A 21633-nucleotide genomic window follows, 5' to 3' on the forward strand; every position below is an offset into this window, starting at 1 on the left:
GCGACACCGACGGGCGGTGCGGGCGCGACCGGACGCGCTGACGGCGGACGAGGGCACGTCGGCCGGATCCGGTGATTCTGCGGGGTCGCCGGACAGGCCCTAGTCCCTGACCTGGATCTCCACTCGGTGGCGCAGATATTCGTCGGGGTGCGTGCGCGCGATGTGGACCGCCTCGGCCACCAGGTCGTGCAGGTCGGCCGGATAGCGGGCGGGGACGAGCGAGAGCAGGGGGAGAATGCAGCGGCGCACGTCGAGGTCCTCGTTCGCGGTGAACTCGCGCAGTGCGGCCTCGCGCCACTCGGCGCTGAGGTCGGCCAGGGCGTCGGGGTCTGCACGGAGCTCGGCCGCCGGTACGGTCTCCTGCCCGGCGTGGCGCCTCACCGGTGCCCACGCCCAGTACCACGCGAGGGCCGCACCGGCTCGCTCCGGGTTCGTTCCCGTCCGCAAGTACGCGATCAGCGCCGTCAGCACCCGCCGACGGCCGAACGCCACGATGGCGGGTTCGACGAACATCCGGTTGTGGCTGGGGTCGGGGTCGAGGACCGCGGTGCGTATCAGCGGGTCGAAGAGCTGCTCCGGCAAGGTCTCCGCTGCGCGCAGGGCGTTGCGGAGGGCGGTCCGCGCCTGCCTGCCCCACTCCCGCTCGTAGGACATCGGAACGGGGAGTTCGACATCGGCCAGCCGGGCCAGTTCCGCCAGTTGCGGATGGAACGTCGCAAGGTGGCCGTGCGGCCGGCCGGGCAACGGTGCGAAGGTCATTCCCGCTCTCCCCCTCCGAGACGTGGTCGCGGCAGCGTAGCCCGGCGATCCCAACTTCCTTTGTCCGAAGCATTGACGAAACATGCGGCCGCTCCTAGCTTCAACGCGTCGTACTTCGTACGTCATATATGAGACGCGATATGTGAGATCCGAGAGGCGCGCATGACCTCTGTGCCCATGCCGATCCCGTCCCGTACGCAGTTCGTGCTGGACGCGATCAAACACCGCATCCTCACCGGGCAGTTGACCCCTGGTCAGCCGCTGGTGGAGACCGAACTCGCCGCACAGTTCGGGGTGTCCAAGACCCCGGTGCGCGAGGCGCTCAAGACCCTGGCCGGTACCGGGCTCGTCGTGATGAACCAGTACAAGGGCGTCACGGTGCGCATGGTGGACGCGGACATGGCGCGCGAGGTCTACGACGTACGGCTGCTGCTCGAACCCGAGGCACTGAAGCGGTCGGTGCTCCGCGGGGCCTCGCTGGCCGCCGCACGCGACGCCCTCACCAAGGCCGACGACGCCACCGACACGGCCGAACGCTCCCTCGCCAACCGGGAGTTCCACCGCGCCCTGTACCTGCCGTGCGGCAACCCGCTGCTGGGCCGGATGCTCGACGAGGTCCGCGACCAGGCCGCCCTCGTCTCCGCCGTCGCCTGGGCCGCCTCGCCCTCCTGGGAGCGGGAGGCCGGCGAGCACCGGGAGATCCTGCGGCTCGCCCTCGACGGAGACGCGGACGGCGCGGCGACCGCGCTGCACGCCCACATCGAGTCGTTCGTGCAACGGGCCTTCCCCGACGCGGAGTCGGAGTCCCAGGGAGAGGGCGGGCGGGCATGACAGCGGCCTACGAGACCCAACGGGCGGCCCTCGCCGATGTCGTGGCGATCCCGGTGACCCCCTTCGCCGAGGACGGCGGCGTCGACCAGGACGCCCACCGGGCCCTGCTGCGCCGCCTGCTCGACGGCGGGGTCCGCATCCTCACGCCCAATGGGAACACCGGCGAGTTCTACGCCCTGACACCCCAAGAGCGGCGCCTCGTCACGGAGTTGACCATCGACGAGGCGGGCGCGCGGGCCGCGATCCTCGTCGGCGTCGGCCACGACGTGCCCACCGCCATCGCCTCCGCACGGCACGCCCAGGACCACGGCGCCCAGATGGTGATGGTCCATCAGCCCGTCCACCCGTACGTCTCGCAGGACGGCTGGGTCGACTACCACCGCGCCATCGCCGAGGCCGTGCCCGACCTGGGCGTCGTCCCGTACATCCGCAACGCCCAACTGCCCGGCGCCCGCCTCGCCGAACTCGCCGACGACTGCCCGAACGTCATCGGCGTCAAGTACGCCGTCCCGGACGCCGCCCGCTTCGCCGCCTTCGCCCGGGACGCGGGACTCGAACGCTTCGTGTGGGTGGCCGGGTTGGCCGAACCGTACGCGCCCTCCTACTTCTCGGCGGGCGCCACCGGCTTCACCTCAGGACTCGTGAACGTCGCCCCGGCCGTTTCGCTGAACATGATCGAAGCGCTTCGATCAGGGGACTACCCAGGGGCGATGAAGGTGTGGGAGCAGATCCGCCGGTTCGAGGAACTACGTGCGGCGAACGGCTCCGCCAACAACGTCACGATCGTCAAGGAAGCGCTTGCGTCCCTCGGCCTCTGCCGCCGTGACGTACGGCCGCCGAGCAGGCCCCTGCCGGAGAGCGAGCGCGCCGAGGTCGCCGAGATAGCCGCCGGGTGGTCCATGTGAAGTCACCGGAAGAGCTCAGAAGCCATCAGTGGTACGGCACCGACGGGCTGCGTTCCTTCAGCCACCGGGCCCGCACCCGCCAGCTCGGCTACCTCCCCGAGGAACACCTCGGCAAGCCCGTGATCGCGATCCTCAACACCTGGTCGGACATCAATCCCTGTCATGTGCACCTCCGTGATCGCGCCCAGGCGGTCAAGCGGGGCGTGTGGCAGGCGGGCGGGTTCCCGCTCGAATTCCCGGTCGCCACGCTCAGCGAGACCTTCCAGAAGCCGACCCCGATGCTCTACCGCAACCTCCTCGCGATGGAGACCGAGGAGTTGCTGCGGTCGTATCCCGTCGACGGGGCGGTCCTGATGGGCGGCTGCGACAAGACGACCCCCGCGCTGCTCATGGGCGCCGCGAGCGTCGACCTGCCGACCGTCTTCGTGCCGGCCGGTCCCATGCTGCCGGGTCACTGGCGGGGCGAGGTGCTCGGTTCCGGCACCGACATGTGGAAGTACTGGGACGACAAGCGCGCAGGCCTCATCGGCGACTGCGAGCTGACCGAACTGGAGAGCGGCCTGGCGCGCTCGCCCGGGCACTGCATGACGATGGGTACGGCGTCCACGCTGACCGCGGCCGCGGAGGTGCTGGGCGTGACCGTGCCGGGCGCGTCGAGCATTCCCGCCGTGGACTCGGGGCACGACCGGATGGCCGCGTCCTCGGGCATGAGGATCGTCGAACAGGTCCACCAGGGGCGACTGCTCTCGTCGATCCTCACCCAGGAAGCCTTCGAGGACGCGGTCACCACAGTCCTCGGTCTCGGCGGCTCCACCAACGCCGTGATCCACCTGATCGCCATGGCCGGCCGGTCCGGTGTCCGACTCACCCTCGACGACTTCGACCGGGTCGCCCGCACGGTCCCGGTCCTGGCGAACGTGCGGCCGGGCGGACAGACGTACCTCATGGAGGACTTCCACTTCGCCGGCGGCCTGCCCGGCTTCCTCTCCCGCATCCCGGACCTGCTCCACCTGGACCGGCCGACGGTCTCTTACGACACCCTGCGCGAGCAGTTGGAAGGCGCCCAGGTCCACAACGACGATGTCATCCGGCCGCGCGACAACCCGGTCGCGCACGAGGGTGGGGTGGCCGTGCTGCGCGGCAACCTCTGCCCGGACGGCGCCGTCATCAAGCACATCGCCGCCGAACCGCACCTGCTCAAGCACACCGGCTCCGCGGTGGTCTTCGACGACTACCGCACCCTGCAAAGCACCATCAACGACCCGGAGTTGGGCATCACCGCCGACAGCGTGCTCGTGCTGCGCGGCTCCGGCCCCAGGGGCGGCCCCGGCATGCCCGAGTACGGCATGCTGCCGATCCCCGACCACCTCCTCAAGCAGGGGGTGCGGGACATGGTCCGGATCTCCGACGCCCGTATGAGCGGCACGAGTTACGGCGCCTGCGTGCTGCACGTGGCGCCCGAGTCGTACGTCGGCGGACCGCTGGCCCTGGTCCGCACCGGGGACACCATCACGCTGGACGTCGAGGGACGCACCCTCCAACTCAACGTGGACGACGAGGAGTTGGCGCGGCGCAGGGCGGAGTGGACACCGCCGCCCGCACGGTACGAGCGCGGTTACGGCGCGCTCTACAACGAACAGATCACCCAGGCCGACACCGGCTGCGACTTCGAGTTCCTGGCCCGGCCGGGCAAAGTGCCGGACCCGTACGCCGGTTGAGCACCACACCTCCCGCACGCCCGCTTCGCATGCCCGTCGAGCAAGCGCTTCCTGCACCTGAACCACACCCGCACTTGCTGCACCCGCCCCACTGGAACGGAGAACAGTCATGGCCCATGCCGCAGCCGTGGCGAAACCGCCCGCGCCACCCCGGCGACGCCGTGCCTCCGCCACGCCCCGCAGGCTGCCCTACCTGCTGATCGCCCCGGCCGCGCTGCTGATGCTGGGCTTCATCGCCTACCCGGTGATCAGCGTCTTCTACTACAGCCTGCAGAACTACAACCCCACCAAGCCGTGGCGCAACGGCTACGCGGGCTTCGACAACTTCGTGCACGCCTTCACCGACGACCCGCAGTTCTGGGACACCCTGACCTTCAGCGCCAAATGGGTGATCGTCGAGGTGGGCCTGCAACTGCTCTTCGGCCTGGCGCTCGCGCTGATCGTCAACCAGACCTTCGTCGGACGGGCCGTCGGCCGCGCGCTCGTCTTCTCCCCGTGGGCCGTCTCCGGCGTACTGACCTCCGCGATCTGGGTGCTGCTCTACAACTCCCAGACGGGCGTGACCCGTTACCTCGCGGATCTGGGCATCGGCTCCTACGGCACGAGTTGGCTCTCGGACACCTCAACGGTCTTTCCCGCGGCCATAGTTGCCGACCTGTGGCGCGGAGTCCCCTTCTTCGCGATCCTCATCCTCGCCGACCTCCAGTCCGTCTCGAAGGACCTGTACGAGGCCGCCGAGGTCGACGGGGCGCGCCGCCTCCAGCAGTTCTGGCACATCACGCTGCCGCACCTCAAGGACGCCATCGTGCTGTCGACGCTGCTGCGCGCGGTGTGGGAGTTCAACAACGTCGACCTGCTCTACACCCTCACCGGCGGCGGACCGGCCGGCGAGACCACGACCCTGCCGCTCTACATCGCCAACACCAGCGTGGACGCCCACAACTTCGGCTACGCCTCGGCTCTGACCACGGTCGCGTTCGTGATCCTGCTCTTCTGCTCGATCGTCTATCTGCGGCTGAGCAAGTTCGGAGGTGGCCAGAAGTGATCACCGAGATCGCACCCGCTCCCGAGCGCGTCGAGCCCCCGCCCACCGGAACGCGCGGCAGGCGCCGCGCCTGGGACGAGGCACCCCGCTGGCAGATCTACGTCCCCCTGTCGATCTACCTGGTCTTCACCCTGATCCCCTTCTACTGGATCCTCCTCTTCGCCCTGCGCCCGGCCGGCTCGACCTCGCTCGTGCCCTGGCCGATGACCTTCGAGCACTTCGAAAAGGTCTGGAACGAGCGGGCGTTCGGCACCTACTTCCAGAACAGCGTGCTGGTCGGCGTCTCCACGCTGGTGATGACGACCCTGGTCGCGCTGGCCGGGGGCTACGCCCTCGCCCGGTTCGACTTCCGGATCAAGCGGACCTTCATGCTCGCGCTGCTGTGCACCCAGTTCGTGCCGGGCGCACTGCTGTTGGTCCCGCTCTTCGAGATCTTCGCCAACCTGCGGATGATCAACTCGCTGTCCAGCGTGGTCATCGCCGAGACCGTCTTCCAGCTGCCGCTGTCGATGATCCTCATCAGCGGCTTCATCCGGAACGTGCCCTACTCCCTGGAGGAGGCCGCCTGGGTCGACGGCTGCAACCGCTTCACTGCCTTCCGGATCGTCGTACTCCCGCTGCTGCGGCCCGGGTTGATCGCCGTCGGCTCCTTCGCCTTCGTGCACGCCTGGAACCACTTCCTGTTCGCCCTGATGTTCCTCTCCGACCAGGGCAAGCAGACCATCCCGGTCGGCCTCAACACCCTGATGAGCGCGGACAGCGTCGACCTCGGCGCGCTCGCCGCGGGCGGCATCATCGCGGCCGTACCCGTCGTGCTCGTGTTCGCCTTCATCCAGAAGTGGCTGATCACCGGCTTCAGCGCGGGGGCGGTGAAGGGATGAGCCGACGACCTACCCTGCACACAAAGATCGACAGCGCAGGGAGAATCCCATGAACAGCATCCCCGTTCCCGTCGTTCTCGCGGGTGCGCGCGGCCACGGCCGCTGGCACGTCGAGAACATCCGCAGGCTCCAGGACAAGGGGCTCGTACGACTCGTCGGGATCTGTGAGCTGACGCCGCTGACCGAGGAGGAGCTCGGGGGTGGGTTCGGTGGCGAACTGCCCGCCCAGTCCGCCGACTTCGGGGCCCTGCTCGACTCCACCGGTGCCCGCGTCGCCGTGATCTGCACGCCGATCCCGACCCACACCGACCTGGCCCTGATCGCCGCCGAGCGGGGCGTGCACCTGCTGCTGGAGAAGCCGCCCGCGCCCTCGTACGCCGAGTTCCGACGGATGGCAGACGGGGTCGCCGCGGCTGGCGTGGCCTGCCAGATCGGCTTCCAGTCGCTGGGCTCGCACGCCGTGCCCGCGATCCGGAAGCTGCTCGCCGAGGGCGCGATCGGGGAGGTCGAGGGCGTCGGCGGGGCCGGCGCCTGGGCGCGCGCGGAGTCGTACTACCGGCGCGCGCCCTGGGCCGGGAAGCGGCGCCTGAACGGCGTCGACGTCGTGGACGGCGTGCTCACCAACCCGCTCGCGCACGCCGTCGCCACCGGGCTCGCCCTGCTCGGCACCACCCGCGCCGAGGACGTCACCGGCATCGAGACCGAGCTGCTGCGCGCCAACGACATCGAGTCCGACGACACGTCGTGCGTCCGCGTGCACACCGCGCACGGCCCGGTCACCGTCGCCGCCACGCTGTGCGCCGAGGAGTCGGGGGAGCCGTACGTCGTGGTGCACGGCAGCGGCGGTCGGATCACCTACTGGTACAAGCTCGACCGGGTGCTGGTGCAGCGGGCGGACCACGGTCCGCAGGAGAGCGAGTACGGCAGCACCGACCTGTTGGAGAACCTGGTCGAGCACCTCACCACCGGCGCCGCCCTGCTGGTCGAACCGGATGCGACGGGCGCCTTCATGAAGGTCGTTGAAGCGATTCGACTGGCCGACGACCCGGCCCAACTGCCCGGCGACGCCTGGTACTTCCGGCCCGACGAGGAGCGCCGGGTGGTGCGCGGCATCGATGGCCTGGTCGCCGCCTCGGCCGACTCCCTCGCCCTCTACTCCGAGTTGGGCGCCTCCTGGGCGCCACCGAAAGAGGTGAGCACATGACGACCGACGACACTCTGGTCCTGCGCGTCGCGGGCCGCCCGGTCGGCCGCTACGTCACCCGGCCCGAACTGCCGGGCGGTCTCTCCCCGCGCCCCCATCTGCACCCCGTCACCACCCTGGCCGGCACGGCGGTCACCGAACTGAGCCCCGCCGACCACCTCCACCACCTCGGCGTCGGTGTCGCCGTTCCCGACGTCGAGGGGCACAACTTCTGGGGCGGCCGCACCTACGTCCGCGACCGCGGCCCGACCGAGCTCGCCGACCACGGCGCCCAGCGCCACGCCTCCTTCCAGCTCCGCGACCCCGACGGTTTCATCGAGGAACTGCGCTGGATCGCCGAGGGAGTCGAGTTACTGCGCGAGCGCCGTACCGTCGCCGCCGTCGAACTCACCGACTCCGCCTGGGCGTTGGACTTCACCTTCTCCCTCACCAACGTCACCCCGGGCCCGCTCTCGATCGGCAGCCCCGCCACCAACGGCCGCCCCGGCGCGGCCTACGGCGGCTTCTTCTGGCGGGCCCGCAAGGAGCCCACCGCCCCCGACGTCTTCACCGCCGACCGCGAGGGCGAGCCGGAGGTCCACGGCACCCGCGCCGACTGGCTCGCCCTCGCCGGGGCGGGCTGGACACTGATCTTCGCCGGCGCCACCGAGCAGACCCGCCGGGACCCGTGGTTCGTCCGTACCGCCGAATACCCGGGCGTCGGCTCGTCGTTGGCGCCCACCGAGCGGCTGCCGGTCCCACCCGGCGAGACCGTCGTACGCCGGGTCGTCACCGTCGTCGCCGACGGCCGCCCGGACCGTGCCGACGCCGCCGCGCTGGTCCGCAAGGCGGTGAGTCAATGACCCCGGAGCCGATTACCCCGGAGCCAATGACCTCGGAGCCGATGGCTTCTGAGACGTACACCAACCCCGTCCTGAACGCCGACTGGTCCGACCCCGATGTCATCCGTGTCGGCGACGACTTCTACCTCACCGCCTCCAGCTTCGGCCGCGTCCCCGGACTCCCGCTGCTGCACTCGCGCGACCTCGTCAACTGGACGCTGATCGGCCACGCCCTCGAACGCCTGCAACCGGCAGGGGAGTTCAGGACACCCCGGCCGGACGGCGGGGTCTGGGCGCCCTCCCTCCGGCATCACGAGGACCGCTTCTGGATCTTCTGGGGCGACCCCGACCACGGCATCTTCCAGATCAACGCCCCCGAGATCAGGGGCCCTTGGAGTCGACCCCACCTCCTGAAGGCGGGCCGCGGACTCATCGACCCCTGCCCGCTGTGGGACGAGGAGACCGGCGAGGCGTACCTGGTGCACGCCTGGGCCAAGTCCCGCGCGGGCATCAAGAACCGCCTCACCGGCCACCGTATGCACCCCGACGGCACCGAACTCCTCGACGAGGGAAAGGTGATCGTCGACGGCGACCGGATCCCCGGCTGGTTCACCCTCGAAGGCCCCAAGCTCCACCGCCACGACGGCTGGTACTGGATCCTGGCCCCCGCAGGGGGAGTGGAGACCGGCTGGCAAGGCGCCCTGCGCGCCCGCGACTTCTTCGGACCGTACGAGGCGAAGGTCGTCCTGGAGCAGCGGGACACCGAGACCAACGGCCCGCACCAGGGCGCCTGGGTACGCACGCCGTCCGGCGAGGACTGGTTCCTGCACTTCCAACAGCGGGGCGCCTACGGCCGGATCGTGCACCTCCAGCCGATGCGGTGGAGTGAGGACGGCTGGCCAGTGGTGGGGAACGATGGTGCACCCGTCGCCGTACACCAGCGCCCCGATCTCCCACATCAACCACCCACCGCACCCGCCACCGACGACGACTTCCCCGGCGGTCGCTTCGGCCGGCAGTGGCAGTGGACCGCCAACCCGCAGCCCGGGTGGGCCACTCAGCACTCCGGCGATGGCCTGCGGCTGGCCTGCGTGCGTACGGCCGACGCGCACGACCTGCGCAAGTTGCCGAACCTGCTGACCCAGCGGTTGCCCGGCACACCGTCCGCCGTCGAGGTCGAACTGCGCCTGCACAGCGAGGAATTGGGCGCGCGAGCCGGACTCGCGGTGCTGGGTGACGCGTTCGGCTGGATCGGGCTCCAGCGGGGCGAGGACGGGGCGGTCCACCTCGTGCACCGGTTCGCCGAGGAGGTCGCCGAACGGGAACGGGACGCGGCCCACCCACGGCTCGCGCCGGAGGGACACGTCCGGATGCGGATCGAGATCGGTGCGGGCGCGCGCTGCCGGTTCTTCTACGACATCGGAGATGGCCCGCGACCTTCGGGGCCCGTCTTCGCCGCCACCCCCTGGCGCTGGACCGGCGCCCTGTTGGGGCTCTTCGCCCTCGCGCCCACCGGTGGCGGCCACGCCGGTGCGGCAACCTTCGCGCACTTCGGCATCGACTCCTTGTAACTCCTCGTAACTCGCCGCCCTCGTAGTCCTGTTGGGAGCCGCAATGACGCAGCACCTGCATGGCAAGCGCTTACTCACTCCGTTGCCTGCCGCCCCCCGTACCCGCAAGTCCCCGTTGGATCCAGAAGAAGAGAGCCGACCGATGAAGTTCAGCATCCGCAGAAGCAGGCGCCTCGCCCTCGCCGTCGCCCTGGGTTCCGTGCTCGCGCTGACCGCCACCGCCTGCGGTGACGACGGCAGCGGGAGCGCGGGGGACAAGGGCGGCGAGGGGTCCGGCAAGGGCGAGATCACCTTCTGGGACAACAACGGCGGTGTCCGCACCGACATCTGGAAGGAGATCATCGCCGACTTCGAGAAGAAGAACCCGGACATCAAGGTCAAATACGTCGGGATCCCGGCGGCCAGCGCCCAGTCCAAGTACGACACCGCCATCCAGGGCGGCGGCCTGCCCGATGTCGGCGGGGTGGGCACCGCGATGCTCGCCGAGGTCGCGGTGCAGGGCGCGTTGGAGCCGCTGGACAGCCGGCTGGCGAAGAGCCCGCTGAAGGGCAAGCTGAGCCAGAACCTGGTGGACGGCAGCCGGGCCGCGGGCGGCGGCGACAAGCTGTACCAGATCCCGACCTCGTCCAACAACGGCACGCTCTGGTACCGGACGGACCTGTTCAAGACCGCCGGGCTGGAGGCGCCGACGACCTGGTCGAACTTCTACGCGGCCGCCGACAAGCTCACGGACAAGGGCAAGAACGAGTTCGGGTTCACCATTCGCGGCGGCGAGGGCTCCATCGCGCCGGCCCTGGACGCGGCGTACGGCCAGAGCGGGATCACGTCGTTCTGGAACGGTGACAAGACGACGGTCAACGACCCAAAGAACGTTGCCGCGTTGGAGAAGTACGTCGCGCTGTACAAGAAGGACACTCCGTCCGCCGACGTCAACAACGACTTCACCAAGATGGTCGCGCAGTGGGACAGCGGCACGATCGGGATGCTGAGCCACAACCTCGGTTCGTACCAGGACCACTTGAAGGCACTGGGCGCGGACAAGTTCCGCGGGCTGCCCAACCCGACGCAGGACGACGGCAGTCGGGTACAGATCTCCAACCCCGTCGACGGGCTGAGCGTGTTCAAGTCCAGCAAGAACAAGGCGGCTTCCTGGAAGTTCGTCGAGTTCGCCCTCTCGCACGAGGAGAACTCCAAGTTCAACGAGTCGGCGGGGCAGATACCGGCCAATACGGAGGCCGCGCAGGACGCGTGGATCCAGTCGGCGGAGCCCACGAAGCTGGCGGCGGAGGCGTTGAACGGCAACGGCACGAAGATTGTGCAGTTGCCGTACTACCTGCCGGACTGGAACACGATCTCCAAGGCCGACAACGAGCCGAACTATCAGAAGGTGTTGCTCGGGAAGATGACGGCGAAGGAATTTCTGGACACGTTGGCCGAGCAGTTGAACGCGGCGCAGGTTGATTGGAAGAAGAACCACTGAGGGTGTGGGTGGTTTCGGTTTCGTGGGGGGTTGCGGGTCCGTTGTGGCTGGTCGCGCAGTTCCCCGCGCCCCTAGAGGTTGGGAAGGTGGACGGTCTTGGTAGTCAGCCGTAGGCGGCTTGGCGTTGCCGCTCTTGGTGCCGTTCCTCTCGTCGGGCGGCGGCCGGAGCGGGGGCGGACTCTCTATATCGCCGGTGATTCCACCGCTGCTCAGAAATTCGCTGACGCCGCGCCTGAGACCGGGTGGGGGATGGCCCTACCGTTCTTTCTCTGGAAGAACGTGGCGGTCGCCAATCACGCCGTGAACGGGCGTAGTTCGAAGAGTTTTGTCGATGAGGGTCGGCTTGATGTGATTCTCTCGGTGATTCGGCCGGGGGATCTCCTGCTCGTCCAGTTCGCGCACAACGACGAGAAGAGTGACGATCCCACCCGCTATACCGAGCCGTGGTCCACGTATCAGGACTATCTGCGGCTCTACATCTCGGGCGCCCGTGCGAAAGGCGCCCGGCCCGTCCTCGTCACTCCCGTCGAGCGGCGGCGGTTCGATGTCGGCGGGAATGCTCTGCCGACCCACGGGGAGTACCCGGCCGCGATGCGTGCGCTCGCCGTAGATGAACGCGTCGCCTTGCTCGATATCCAGGCGCTGTCGCTCGCGCTCTGGCAGGCGCTCGGGGTCGAGGCGACCAAGGCCTACTTCAACTGGACCGACACCGAGCAGGACAACACGCACTTCAATCCGCCGGGGGCCATCGCCGTGGCGCGGCTCGTGGCGCGGGAGTTGGTGCGTGCCCGGATGTTGGGCCGGCGCGATGTCGTCCGGTTGGACGAGGACATCCCCGCTTCCTGGATCACCTGGCCACCCGCATAGCTGAGGAGACCCGCACCATGCACGTACTGAGATGTCATGCACGCGTCATGATCGCGACTGTGGGCTGCACGGCCCTCGTGCTCGCCGTCACCGGGACCGGTACGGCCCAGGCCGCCCACCGGCCCGCCCTCGACCGGCAGGTGCTGCCCGCGAACGACGGCTGGGGCGCCGCGGGCACCGGCACCACCGGTGGCGCCGCCGCCGATGCCGCGCACGTCTACACCGTCCGCGACTGGGACGGCTTCAAGGCCGCGCTCGCCGCCGGTGGCAGCGCGCCGAAGATCATCAAGGTGAAGGGCGTCATCGATGCCGACGGGCCGAGTTGTGCCTCGTTCGAGGTGGCGGGGTATGACTTCGCCGGCTATCTGGCGACGTACGATCCCGCCGTCTGGGGGCATGGCAAGAACCTGGACGGTGAGGCCGACGGCACTCCCGAGGGTCTGCGCCGTGCCTCCGCCGCCAACCAAGATGCCTATATCAAGGCGTCCGTGCCGGCCAACACCACCATCGTCGGCATCGGCAGGAACGCCGGTTTCAGCGGTGCCAGCCTCCAGATCAAGGGTGTCGACAACGTCATCGTCCGCAACCTCAGCTTCGAGAGCCCCCTCGACTGCTTCCCGCAGTGGGACCCGACCGACACCGCCGACGGCAACTGGAACTCCGAGTACGACAGCGCGGTGATCTACGGCTCGACGCATGTGTGGATGGACCACAACACCTTCACCGACGGCGACCACCCGGACAGCACCCTGCCGTCCTACTACGGCCGCATCTACGAACAGCACGACGGTGAACTCGACGTCGTCAGGGGCGCCGACTACGTCACCGCCTCCTGGAACGTCTTCGAGGACCACGACAAGACGATCCTCGTCGGCAACAGCGACAGCGAGTCGACGGCCGTCGGTGACCGAGGGCATCTCAAGGTCACCTTCCATCACAACCTGTTCTCGAACCTCGTCGAGCGTGCGCCCCGCGTCCGGTTCGGCCAAGTGGACTCCTACAACAACCACTTCGTCGCCAACGACGGCTACTCCTACAGCTTCGGCATCGGCAAGGAGTCCCAACTCGTCGCCGAGCACAACGCGTTCACGCTGGCCGAAGGGGTCGGCGCGGGCAAGATCCTCAAGCGGTGGAACGTCTCGCCGCTCACCGCCGACGACAATTACGTCAACGGCGTGGAGACCGATCTGATCGCCGTACACAACGCCGAGATTCCCGCCGAGACCCTTGAGTCCGGGGCGGGTTGGACGCCGACGCTGCGGACCAAGGTCGACTCGGCTAGGGCCGTCCCGCGCATCGTCGACTGCGGTGCCGGTTCGGGGCGCCTGGGCTGATCGGCCCTCTGTACGGGTCCTCCGTACGGGTCCTCTGTACGGGTCCTCCGTACGGCCGTCGACCGGGGCGGCGTGCTGTTCCGCCCCGGTCGCTCCAAGACACGGCTCAGCACCGCTCAACCCAGACATGGCTCAGCACCCCTCAACATCACTCAGTACCGCGAAGGAGCACCCGCATGCCCTCGCATCACCAACGCCTGCTATCCAGAAGGCGGTTCATCGTCGGTGTCGGTGTCGGTGTCGGTGTCGGTGTCGGCGCCGTCGGCATCGCAGCCGGCCTCGCCGCCGTCCCCGCGCACGCGGTCACCGGCCGACCCCGCCCCTTCGGCCGGTACGGTTCCCCCGACCGCCGCCTCACCCCGGGCACCCTGTACGTCGACCCGTTCGGCCGTGGCGACCACACCACCGTCCAGGCCGCCGTCACCGCCGCGACCGGCAGCGGCCGGACCCTCGTCATCGCCCCCGGCACCTACCGGGAGACGGTCGCCGTCGACGCCACCCGCACCGAAGCCACCTGGCTCGGCGCCTCCGAGAACCCCCGGGACGTCGTGATCGTCCACGACAACGCGGCTGGCACCGCCAAGCCGGGCGGCGGCACCTACGGGACCACCGGCTCGGCCACCACGACCGTCCAGGCCGACGGGTTCACCGCCCGCTGGATCACCTTCGCCAACGACTGGCTGCGCGCCGACCACCCCGAGATCACCGCGACCCAGGCCGTCGCCATCAAGGCGCAGGGCGACCGGAGTTCGTTCACCCACTGCCGCTTCCTCGGCCACCAGGACACCCTTTACGCCGACACGCTCGCGCTCGGCACCTTCGCCCGCCAGTACTACGCGCACTGCTACGTCGAGGGTGACGTCGACTTCGTCTTCGGGCGGGCCACCGCGGTCTACGAGGACTGCCACTTCCGGACCCTGAACCGGACCGACCTCGCCTCGACCCCGTACGGCTTCGTCTTCGCGCCCTCCACGGCGGTCGCCAACCCGCGCGGTTACCTGGTGACGGGCGGGCGGGTCAGCAGTGAAGCCCCCTCCGCCGCCTACAAGTTGGCCCGCCCCTGGGTGCCCAGCTCCGACATCACGGCCCGTCCGATGCTCACCGTCCGGGACACCCACCTCGGCCCCGGCATCGACGCGGTCGCGCCCTACGCCAACATGGCGGACGCCTACCCATGGCAGAGCCAGCGGTTCGCCGAGTACCGCAACACCGGCCCCGGCGCCCGGATCACCGTCCCCGCGAACCGGCCCCAACTCGCCCCCGCCGAGGCCGCGTCGGCGACCCGCGAGGCCTATCTGGGCGACTGGACGCCGTGGTTGGAGGGCTGCTGAGATGCGCCGACGCAGTCTGTTGACGGGCATCGCCGGTGGGGTGGTGGGGATCGGCGCGGGGGTGGGTGCCAGCACCGGCCACGCGCTCGCCGCCCCGGTCCGCGCTCCCGCCCCTACCTCCGCTCCCACGTCCGCCTTCGCGAACTCCGCCCGCCGGGTCCTGCACGTCCGCCCTGGCGACTCCGTGCAGGCGGCCGTGGACGCGGTGGACGGGCCCGGCCGGATGATCGTCGTGCATCCGGGGACGTATCGCGAGGTCGTGAACATCACGGCGGACAAAGGGGAGTTGACCCTGCGAGGTGCCACCGGCGATCCCCGCGACATCGTCATCGTCTTCGACCACGCCAACGGCACGCAGAAGCCAGACGGCACGACGTACGGCACGGCCGGCTCCGCCACCTTCACCTCGGCCGCGCCCGGGCTGACCGTCCGGGACCTGACGATCGCGAACGACTGGCTGCGGGCCGACCATCCCGAGATCACCGGGACGCAGGCCGTGGCCGCCTACACCTACGGCGACCGCACGCGCTTCGAGAACGTCCGGCTGCTGGCCCACCAGGACACCCTCTTCGTCGACACGAGCGCGCTGGACGTCTTCGACCGGCAGTACTTCCACCGGTGTTACATCGAGGGCGATGTCGACTTCGTCTTCGGGCGGGCGACGGCCGTGTTCGAGGAGTGTCATTTCCACACCCTCCAACGGGACGTGACCTTCACCCCCAAGGGCATGGTCTTCGCCCCCTCCACCGCCCGGGCCAACCCGTACGGCATCCTCGCCGTCCGCTCCCGGATCACCTCCGGTGCGGAGGACGCCGCGTACAAGCTGGCGCGGCCCTGGGTGCCGTCGTACGAGACGACCGCTTGGCCGTCGCTCGTCGTCCGGGACACCCGGATCGGGCCCGGCATCGACGCCGTGGCCCCGTACATCAACATGCGCGACGCCTACCCGTGGCAGTCGATGCGCTTCCACGAGTACCGCAACACCGGGCCGGGCTCGACGATCACCGTTCCCGAGAACCGGCCCCAACTCACCCGCACCGAGGCCAGGTTGCACACCCCCGCGGCCTACCTCGGTGACTGGCGTCTCTGAAGTCCCCCTCATCCGCGACAGAACGACGAAAGGACCGCACTCCTATGTCTCGTCGTACCGCTCTCGCCCTCGGCACGGCCCTCGCCGTCGGCGCCGGGCTCGCCGTCCTCCCCACCCAGGCCCGCGCCGCCACGGTCGTCGTCGACACGACCGCCGAGCTGACCAGCGCCATCTCAAGTGCCACCGCCGGTACGGTCATTCAGGTGCGCGGCGGCACGTACTACCCGACGGCCACCCTCCAGTCGACGACGAATGGCACGTCGTCCGCGCCCGTCACGCTCACCGCGTACGGCTCGGAGAGCGTGAAGATCGACGGGTCCTCGCTCGCCGCCGGCAGCTGGATCTTCAAGCTGACCGCCGACTACTGGAACGTCTCCAACCTCACCTTCCAGAACTCCCCGGACAGCGCGGTCGTCTGCCAGTCCTGCACCGGCACCAACTGGAACAACGTCAAGACCATCAACGGCGGCGACTCCGGCTTCACGCTCACCGGCGACGGGACCGTGAACAACACCGTCAAGAACCTTGATTCGTACGGCAATTACGACGCCGCCACCCACGGCGAGAACGCGGACGGTGTCGCCATCAAGTTCGGGTCCGGGAGCGGGAACCTGGTCACCGGGGCCCGTCTCTACAACAACTCGGACGACGGGATCGACTTCTGGTCCTTCTCCACCCCGGTCACCGTCGAGCACACCTGGTCCTTCGGCAACGGCTACAACCGCTGGTCCGACTCCGCCTTCGCCGGTGACGGCAACGGCTACAAGCTGGGCGGCGACGGCGAGGTCGTCGCGCACGTCGTCAACAACTCGGCGGCCTGGGGCAACGCCGGCAACGGCTTCACCGAGAACTCCAACACCGGCGCGCTCGTCATCAACCGGACGACCGCGTACGCCAACAGCAAGTGGGGCTACTACTTCGCCACCAGCGCCGCCAAGCTCGGCAAGAACCTCGCCGTGAGCAACGGCGGCGGCGCGGTGAGCAAGGGTTCCTCGGTCACCTCGGCCGGCAACAACTGGGACAGTGGGATCGGCACGCCGTCGTTCATCTCGACGGACGCGTCGAGTACGTACAACGCCCGCAGTTCGAGCGGCACCCTGCCTGCTACGACCTTTCTCACCACAGGCAGTACGACCATCGGCGCGACCATGAACTGAGTCACCGCCCCGGCCGCCCCGGGCGCTTGACCCGTTTTTTACCGGACGGGTCTCGCGCCCGCCAGGGTGACGCGCGTAGAACTACCTTTCATGCATAAGCCACTGCGTCTCGCGGCGATCGCCGCCGCCTGTGCCCTCGCCGGTGCCGGCCTCTACGGAGCCGGTGCCGCCACGGCCGGCCAGTCCACGGCCAACTCCACCCACGAGCCCTACAACATCGGGCTCCTGGTGAAGGACATCGACACCTACTACGGCACGGCGGCCGACGCCAACGGTGTCTACCAGGCGTCCGCGACCAGCCCGTACGCCAAGGATCTGGCGCGGATCGACTCGGCCGCGAAGAAGTACATCGACCAGGCCGCCCGCAAGGCGCACCACAAGGGCGAGAAGCCCGCGGTCGTCTTCGACATCGACGACACGCTGCTGCTCAGCCTCGACTACGAGAAGCGGTACAACTACACGTACAACTCCGCCACTTGGGCCGCCTACGTCAACAAGGCCGACCGCCCGGGCGTCTTCGGCAGCGCCGAGCTGGTGACGTACGCGAAGTCCAAGGGCGTCGAGGTCTTCTACAACTCGGGTCTGAGCGAGGCGCAGCGCACCGCGGCCGTCGACAACCTGAAGAAGATCGGCGCCGATGTGAACCTCGACGCCGGTCACATGTTCCTCAAGGACGCGGCCAACCCGCCCTCGTACCTGAGCGGTTGCGCCACGCCGGGCGCCTGGACCTGCACCACCGTGCAGTACAAGTCCGGCACCCGCAAGCACATCGAGAAGGACCTCGGGTACGAGATCGTCGCCAACTTCGGCGACCAGTACTCGGACCTCGACGGCGGCTACGCCGACAGGACGTACAAGATCCCGAACCCGACGTACTTCGTCAGCTGAGGGTCACTTGACGGATCGCACCGGCCTCACCGACTCCAGGGTCGGCACCACCGGTTCGATGGACCCGTCGGCCGCGAACGTCATGCGGTCGATCGTGGTCTCCCGGTGCATCCCGTCGCCGCCCGCCTTCCCCGGCCCGTTGAGGCCGAACCGGTGGTAGACGATGTACCAGTCGTCGGTGCCGGGGGTGTTCACCACCGAGTGGTGACCGGTGCCGAGGATGCCGTACTCGGGCCGCTTCGACAGGATCGTCCCGCGCTTGGTCCACGGGCCGAGTGGGGACGGTCCCGTCGCGTAGGCCACGTGGTAGTTCTCGCTGCGGGTGTCGTCCTCGGACCACATGAAGTAGTACGTGCCCTCGCGCTTGATCACGAAGGAACCCTCGCGGAAGTTGTCCGGGGTGATGTCCTTCACCTTCGCCGGGTCGTACGACGTCATGTCGGCGTTCAGCGGGACCACGTACCCGTGGCCGTTGCCCCAGTACAGATACGACGTCCCGTCGTCGTCCGTGAAGACGGCCGGGTCGATCATCTGGCCGCTCAGCGAACCGCCTTTTGCCACAAGGGGTTTGCCCAGCGCGTCCTTGAACGGGCCCGCCGGTGAGTCGGCGACCGCGACCCCGATCTGCTGCTCGGCGCAGAAGTAGAAGTAGTACTTCCCGTCGCGCTCGGCGATCGCCGGCGCCCACGCGTACTTGTCCGCCCAGGACACGTCCGGGCCCAGGTCGAGGATGACCCCGTGGTCCTTCCAGTGGACCAGGTCCCGTGACGAGTACGCCTTCAAACTCGTGCTGCTCCAGCCCTGGTTGCCGTCCGTCGTCGGGTAGATCCAGTACTGGCCGTCCAGATAGTGCACGTCCGGGTCGGCGGTGAAGCCCGGCAGCGACGGACTTCGGGTCGGTACCGCCTCCACCGTCCAGACCCGCCTCGTGCCGTCGGCGGCCGTCACCGTGTACCGCTGAGGCTTGCGGAAGTCGCGCCGGGCGCCCGAGCCGGGGCTGATCCGCGCGCCCTCGCCCACGGCGAACTCCGGGGCGAGACGGGCGAGTTCGGTGCCCGGCCGCATCGGCAGCACGACCTTCGAGGCGCTCTCGGTGACGACGGCGTACCCCTTCTGCCCCTTGGCCGTCGCGTCCACGATCGACGTCGGCGTGCTCGGGTAGGCGGCGAGCAGCCGGTCGTACTCCTTCTGCGTCACCGGAAGTACCGTGCCGTGCCGGGGACTTGCGGGCAGTTGGTAGTCGGCGGACGGTGTCCAGTCGCCGGAGTCGAGGTCGGTGGTCTCGAAGGGGACGTACCCGCGACCGCCGTACTCGTCGATGAACAGGTACCACTTCTTCTCGGTGTTGGACTTGAAGACCGTCGGACCTTCGCCGCGGTCGATCGCACCGCTGCCGATGCAGTCGGCGACGAAGTCGTACGAGGTCGAGGTCAGGCTCGTCGACTTCTCGCCGGTGATGAACTTCGAGCAGGGCGAGCTGGAGGACGGGTCGCGCTCGTCCTTGGTGTAGCGGTAGTAGGTGTCCTTGTACTTCACGACGGTCGAGTCGATCACCGAGTACCCGGGGTCGTCCCAGACCTTCGGCTCGCTGAAGGTGCGGAAGTCCTTCGTGGTCGCGTAGAGCATCTTGTTGTACGTCGATCCCGTGTGCCCGGGGTCGTCGTCGGCGTACAGCTTCGACGCCCAGAAGACGACGTACTCGCTAAGCGAGTCGTCCCAATAGGCCTCCGGCGCCCAGGTGTTGCCCGCGCTGTCCGGGGCGACCTTCACCAGGCGCTGGTCGGTCCAGTGGACCAGGTCGGTGGACTCCCAGATCATGATCGACTTGCTGCCGTGCCGCTGGACGTCGTCCCAACTGCCGCTGCTGCTCTGGTACATGCGCAGATCGGTGGCGATCAGAAAGAACTTGTCGCCCTTGGGGGAGCGGATCACGAACGGGTCGCGCAGGCCCTTCTCGCCGATCGTCGAGGTCAGGACCGGCTTGCCCTGGTTCAACTCGCGCCAGTGCAGAGGGTCGTTGCCGCGGCTGAGGGCGTAGCGGATCTGTTCACCGTCGGCGGTGCCCTCGCCGGTGAAGTAGGCGAAGAGATAGCCGGCGTACTTGGGGTGGTTCACGGGCGGGGCTCCTGAGTGGGCGCTGCCGGGCGGCGCGGTGAACAGGGCGAGCAGGAGGGTGAGGCAGGCGACGACCACGGCTCTGGGGCGCATCGGCAATCCTGTCTGAGTGTGGGGGTTTCTGTTGGGTGTTGCGCGCCTTGGGAGTGTCACCAGTGGGAAACAGCACGTCAATCGGTAGACGGGGGAAGTGGGGCGGCGAAAGTTTCGGTTGCTTTCGGTGAGGCGCGGCAACCTCCCCCGGTCCGGCGGCGACTTGATCACGTTCCCCGTCATCCAGGAAAGGACCGGCCAGTGCGGCAGAGCACCGGACGCCACCGCAGGACCAGCACCCTCTCGATCGCGGCGGCGGTGGCCCTCTCCGCCGGAGCCGGCGGTGTCTACCTCGGGCTGTCGAACGGCGACGCCCAGGCGGCCACGACGACGGTCACGGTCTCCACCACCGCCCAGCTGGAGTCGGCCGTCGCGAGCGCCGCCGCGGGCACGGTCATCCAGGTGCGGGCCGGCACCTACTACCCGACGACCACCCTCAAGTCCACTGCGAGCGGGACGAGTTCGAACCGCATCACCCTCCAGGCGTACGGCGGCGAGAAGGTGAAGATCGATGGGTCCAAGCTGCCCGCCGGCTCCTGGCTCGCCGGGATCTACGGCAGCCACTGGACCGTCCAGAACCTCACCTTCCAGAACTCCCCGGCCCAGGGCTTCGTCGTCACCTCGTCCACCGGCGGGATCTTCAAGAACCTCGTCACCGCGGACAACGGCGACTCCGGGTTCACCCTGCGCGGCGACGGCACGGTCGACAATCTCGTGCAGAACCTGGACAGTTACGGCAACTACGACGCCGCCGGACACGGCCAGAACGCGGACGGCATCGCGATCAAGTTCGGCTCGGGCACCGGCAACAAGGTCACCGGAGCGCGCCTCTACAACAACTCGGACGACGGCCTCGACCTCTGGCAGTTCTCCTCGCCGGTCACCATCGAGCACTCCTGGGCCTTCGGCAACGGCAGGAACCGGTGGAGCGACTCCGCCTTCGAGGGCAACGGCAACGGCTTCAAGCTGGGCGGTGGAGGCGTCTCGGTCGCGCATCTCGTCAACGACAACGCGGCCTGGGACAACACCCTCAACGGCTTCACCGAGAACTCCAACGCCGGGGCGATCGCGCTCAACCGCAACACGGCCTACGCCAACACCGAGGCCGGGTTCTACTTCGCCACCGGCAAGGCACGGCTGGCCCGCAACCTCTCCGTGGGCAACAAGGGCGGCCCGGACAAGCTGGGTTCGGCCACCGTATCGGCGGCGAACAACTGGGACGGCGGAGTCACGACCCCCGCCTTCAAGTCGACGGACGCGACGACCGCGTACGGCTCCCGGCAGGCGAGCGGCGCGCTGCCCTCGACCACGTTCCTGACGACGGGTTCCACCGAGATCGGCTCGACGATGGACTAGCCGGGCGGCCCGAAAGGTCGAGCGCCCCGCCGGTCGTCACCGGCGGGGCACTCTGCTGCTGACCGAGGGGGGCTCAGGTCAGCAGGTCCACTGTCCCTCTTTTGGGTGAGGGATGTAGCAGATTCGCTCAGCTGTGCGTGTCTACGTGCTATCAGATGCCCAGAACCTGTCAAAGGTTGCGCCGATC

Annotated in this window: 18 protein-coding genes; 16 read left to right on the forward strand and 2 right to left on the reverse strand. The window is 68.8% G+C overall.

Annotated elements, in window-relative coordinates; genetic code table 11:
• Window positions 1-99: 99 nt before the first annotated feature.
• Window positions 100-759: a hypothetical protein gene (locus ACWDR3_RS18360; protein WP_450353522.1), complete on the reverse strand. Its 660-nt coding sequence runs from the start codon at window positions 757-759 to the stop codon at window positions 100-102.
• A gap of 162 nt (window positions 760-921) precedes the next feature.
• Here ACWDR3_RS18360 and ACWDR3_RS18365 point away from each other — a divergent pair, with 162 nt between their 5' ends.
• From ACWDR3_RS18365 to ACWDR3_RS18435, 15 genes are all read left to right on the forward strand, one after another.
• The gene (locus ACWDR3_RS18365) at window positions 922-1590 is read left to right on the forward strand and encodes a GntR family transcriptional regulator (RefSeq protein WP_450353523.1); all 669 of its coding nucleotides are present in this window, start codon (window positions 922-924) and stop codon (window positions 1588-1590) included.
• Window positions 1587-2495, forward strand: a complete 909-nt coding sequence (locus tag ACWDR3_RS18370) for a dihydrodipicolinate synthase family protein (protein ID WP_450353524.1) — start codon at window positions 1587-1589, stop codon at window positions 2493-2495. Before ACWDR3_RS18365 ends, ACWDR3_RS18370 begins: the two co-directional genes overlap by 4 nt.
• The gene (gene araD / locus ACWDR3_RS18375; protein ID WP_450353525.1) at window positions 2483-4213 is read left to right on the forward strand and encodes an L-arabinonate dehydratase; all 1731 of its coding nucleotides are present in this window, start codon (window positions 2483-2485) and stop codon (window positions 4211-4213) included. The genes ACWDR3_RS18370 and araD overlap by 13 nt, the downstream gene beginning before the upstream one ends.
• Before the next feature lie 109 nt (window positions 4214-4322).
• Window positions 4323-5258 carry a carbohydrate ABC transporter permease gene (locus ACWDR3_RS18380; protein WP_450353526.1) on the forward strand — a complete coding sequence of 312 codons (936 nt, stop codon included), beginning with the start codon at window positions 4323-4325 and terminating at the stop codon, window positions 5256-5258.
• Complete coding sequence (locus ACWDR3_RS18385; RefSeq protein WP_450353527.1) at window positions 5255-6139, forward strand: carbohydrate ABC transporter permease; 885 nt, start codon at window positions 5255-5257, stop codon at window positions 6137-6139. The genes ACWDR3_RS18380 and ACWDR3_RS18385 overlap by 4 nt, the downstream gene beginning before the upstream one ends.
• Before the next feature lie 49 nt (window positions 6140-6188).
• Window positions 6189-7343, forward strand: coding sequence for a Gfo/Idh/MocA family protein (locus ACWDR3_RS18390; RefSeq protein WP_450353528.1), 1155 nt, complete (start codon window positions 6189-6191; stop codon window positions 7341-7343).
• Window positions 7340-8185, forward strand: coding sequence for a DUF6807 domain-containing protein (locus ACWDR3_RS18395; RefSeq protein WP_450353529.1), 846 nt, complete (start codon window positions 7340-7342; stop codon window positions 8183-8185). Before ACWDR3_RS18390 ends, ACWDR3_RS18395 begins: the two co-directional genes overlap by 4 nt.
• 41 nt (window positions 8186-8226) lie before the next feature.
• The gene (locus tag ACWDR3_RS18400) at window positions 8227-9735 is read left to right on the forward strand and encodes a family 43 glycosylhydrolase (protein WP_450353530.1); all 1509 of its coding nucleotides are present in this window, start codon (window positions 8227-8229) and stop codon (window positions 9733-9735) included.
• A 142-nt stretch (window positions 9736-9877) separates the two neighbouring features.
• On the forward strand, window positions 9878-11215 hold the full coding sequence (locus tag ACWDR3_RS18405; protein WP_450353531.1) for an ABC transporter substrate-binding protein: 1338 nt from the start codon (window positions 9878-9880) through the stop codon (window positions 11213-11215).
• 96 nt (window positions 11216-11311) lie between these two features.
• A complete protein-coding gene (locus ACWDR3_RS18410) occupies window positions 11312-12082 on the forward strand; it encodes a rhamnogalacturonan acetylesterase (RefSeq protein WP_450353532.1) in 771 nt (256 codons plus the stop codon).
• Between the two features lie 17 nt (window positions 12083-12099).
• Window positions 12100-13416: a pectate lyase family protein gene (locus ACWDR3_RS18415; protein WP_450353533.1), complete on the forward strand. Its 1317-nt coding sequence runs from the start codon at window positions 12100-12102 to the stop codon at window positions 13414-13416.
• 176 nt (window positions 13417-13592) lie between these two features.
• Entirely contained in the window at window positions 13593-14747 is a 1155-nt protein-coding gene (locus ACWDR3_RS18420) for a pectinesterase family protein (protein WP_450353534.1), read from the forward strand.
• Window position 14748: 1 nt separating this feature from the next.
• Window positions 14749-15837, forward strand: coding sequence for a pectinesterase family protein (locus ACWDR3_RS18425; RefSeq protein ID WP_450353535.1), 1089 nt, complete (start codon window positions 14749-14751; stop codon window positions 15835-15837).
• Between the two features lie 44 nt (window positions 15838-15881).
• Complete coding sequence (locus ACWDR3_RS18430; RefSeq protein WP_450353536.1) at window positions 15882-16994, forward strand: right-handed parallel beta-helix repeat-containing protein; 1113 nt, start codon at window positions 15882-15884, stop codon at window positions 16992-16994.
• Between the two features lie 90 nt (window positions 16995-17084).
• Window positions 17085-17882, forward strand: a complete 798-nt coding sequence (locus ACWDR3_RS18435; RefSeq protein WP_450353537.1) for an HAD family acid phosphatase — start codon at window positions 17085-17087, stop codon at window positions 17880-17882.
• Between the two features lie 3 nt (window positions 17883-17885).
• Here the strand turns inward: ACWDR3_RS18435 and ACWDR3_RS18440 are convergent, their stop codons facing one another.
• Window positions 17886-20090: a family 43 glycosylhydrolase gene (locus ACWDR3_RS18440; RefSeq protein WP_450353538.1), complete on the reverse strand. Its 2205-nt coding sequence runs from the start codon at window positions 20088-20090 to the stop codon at window positions 17886-17888.
• A gap of 201 nt (window positions 20091-20291) precedes the next feature.
• On the opposite strand from ACWDR3_RS18440, the gene ACWDR3_RS18445 reads away from it, so the two are divergent.
• Window positions 20292-21446: a right-handed parallel beta-helix repeat-containing protein gene (locus ACWDR3_RS18445; protein ID WP_450353539.1), complete on the forward strand. Its 1155-nt coding sequence runs from the start codon at window positions 20292-20294 to the stop codon at window positions 21444-21446.
• Window positions 21447-21633 lie beyond the last annotated feature (187 nt).

This window comes from Streptomyces sp. NPDC001002 (assembly GCF_053599215.1).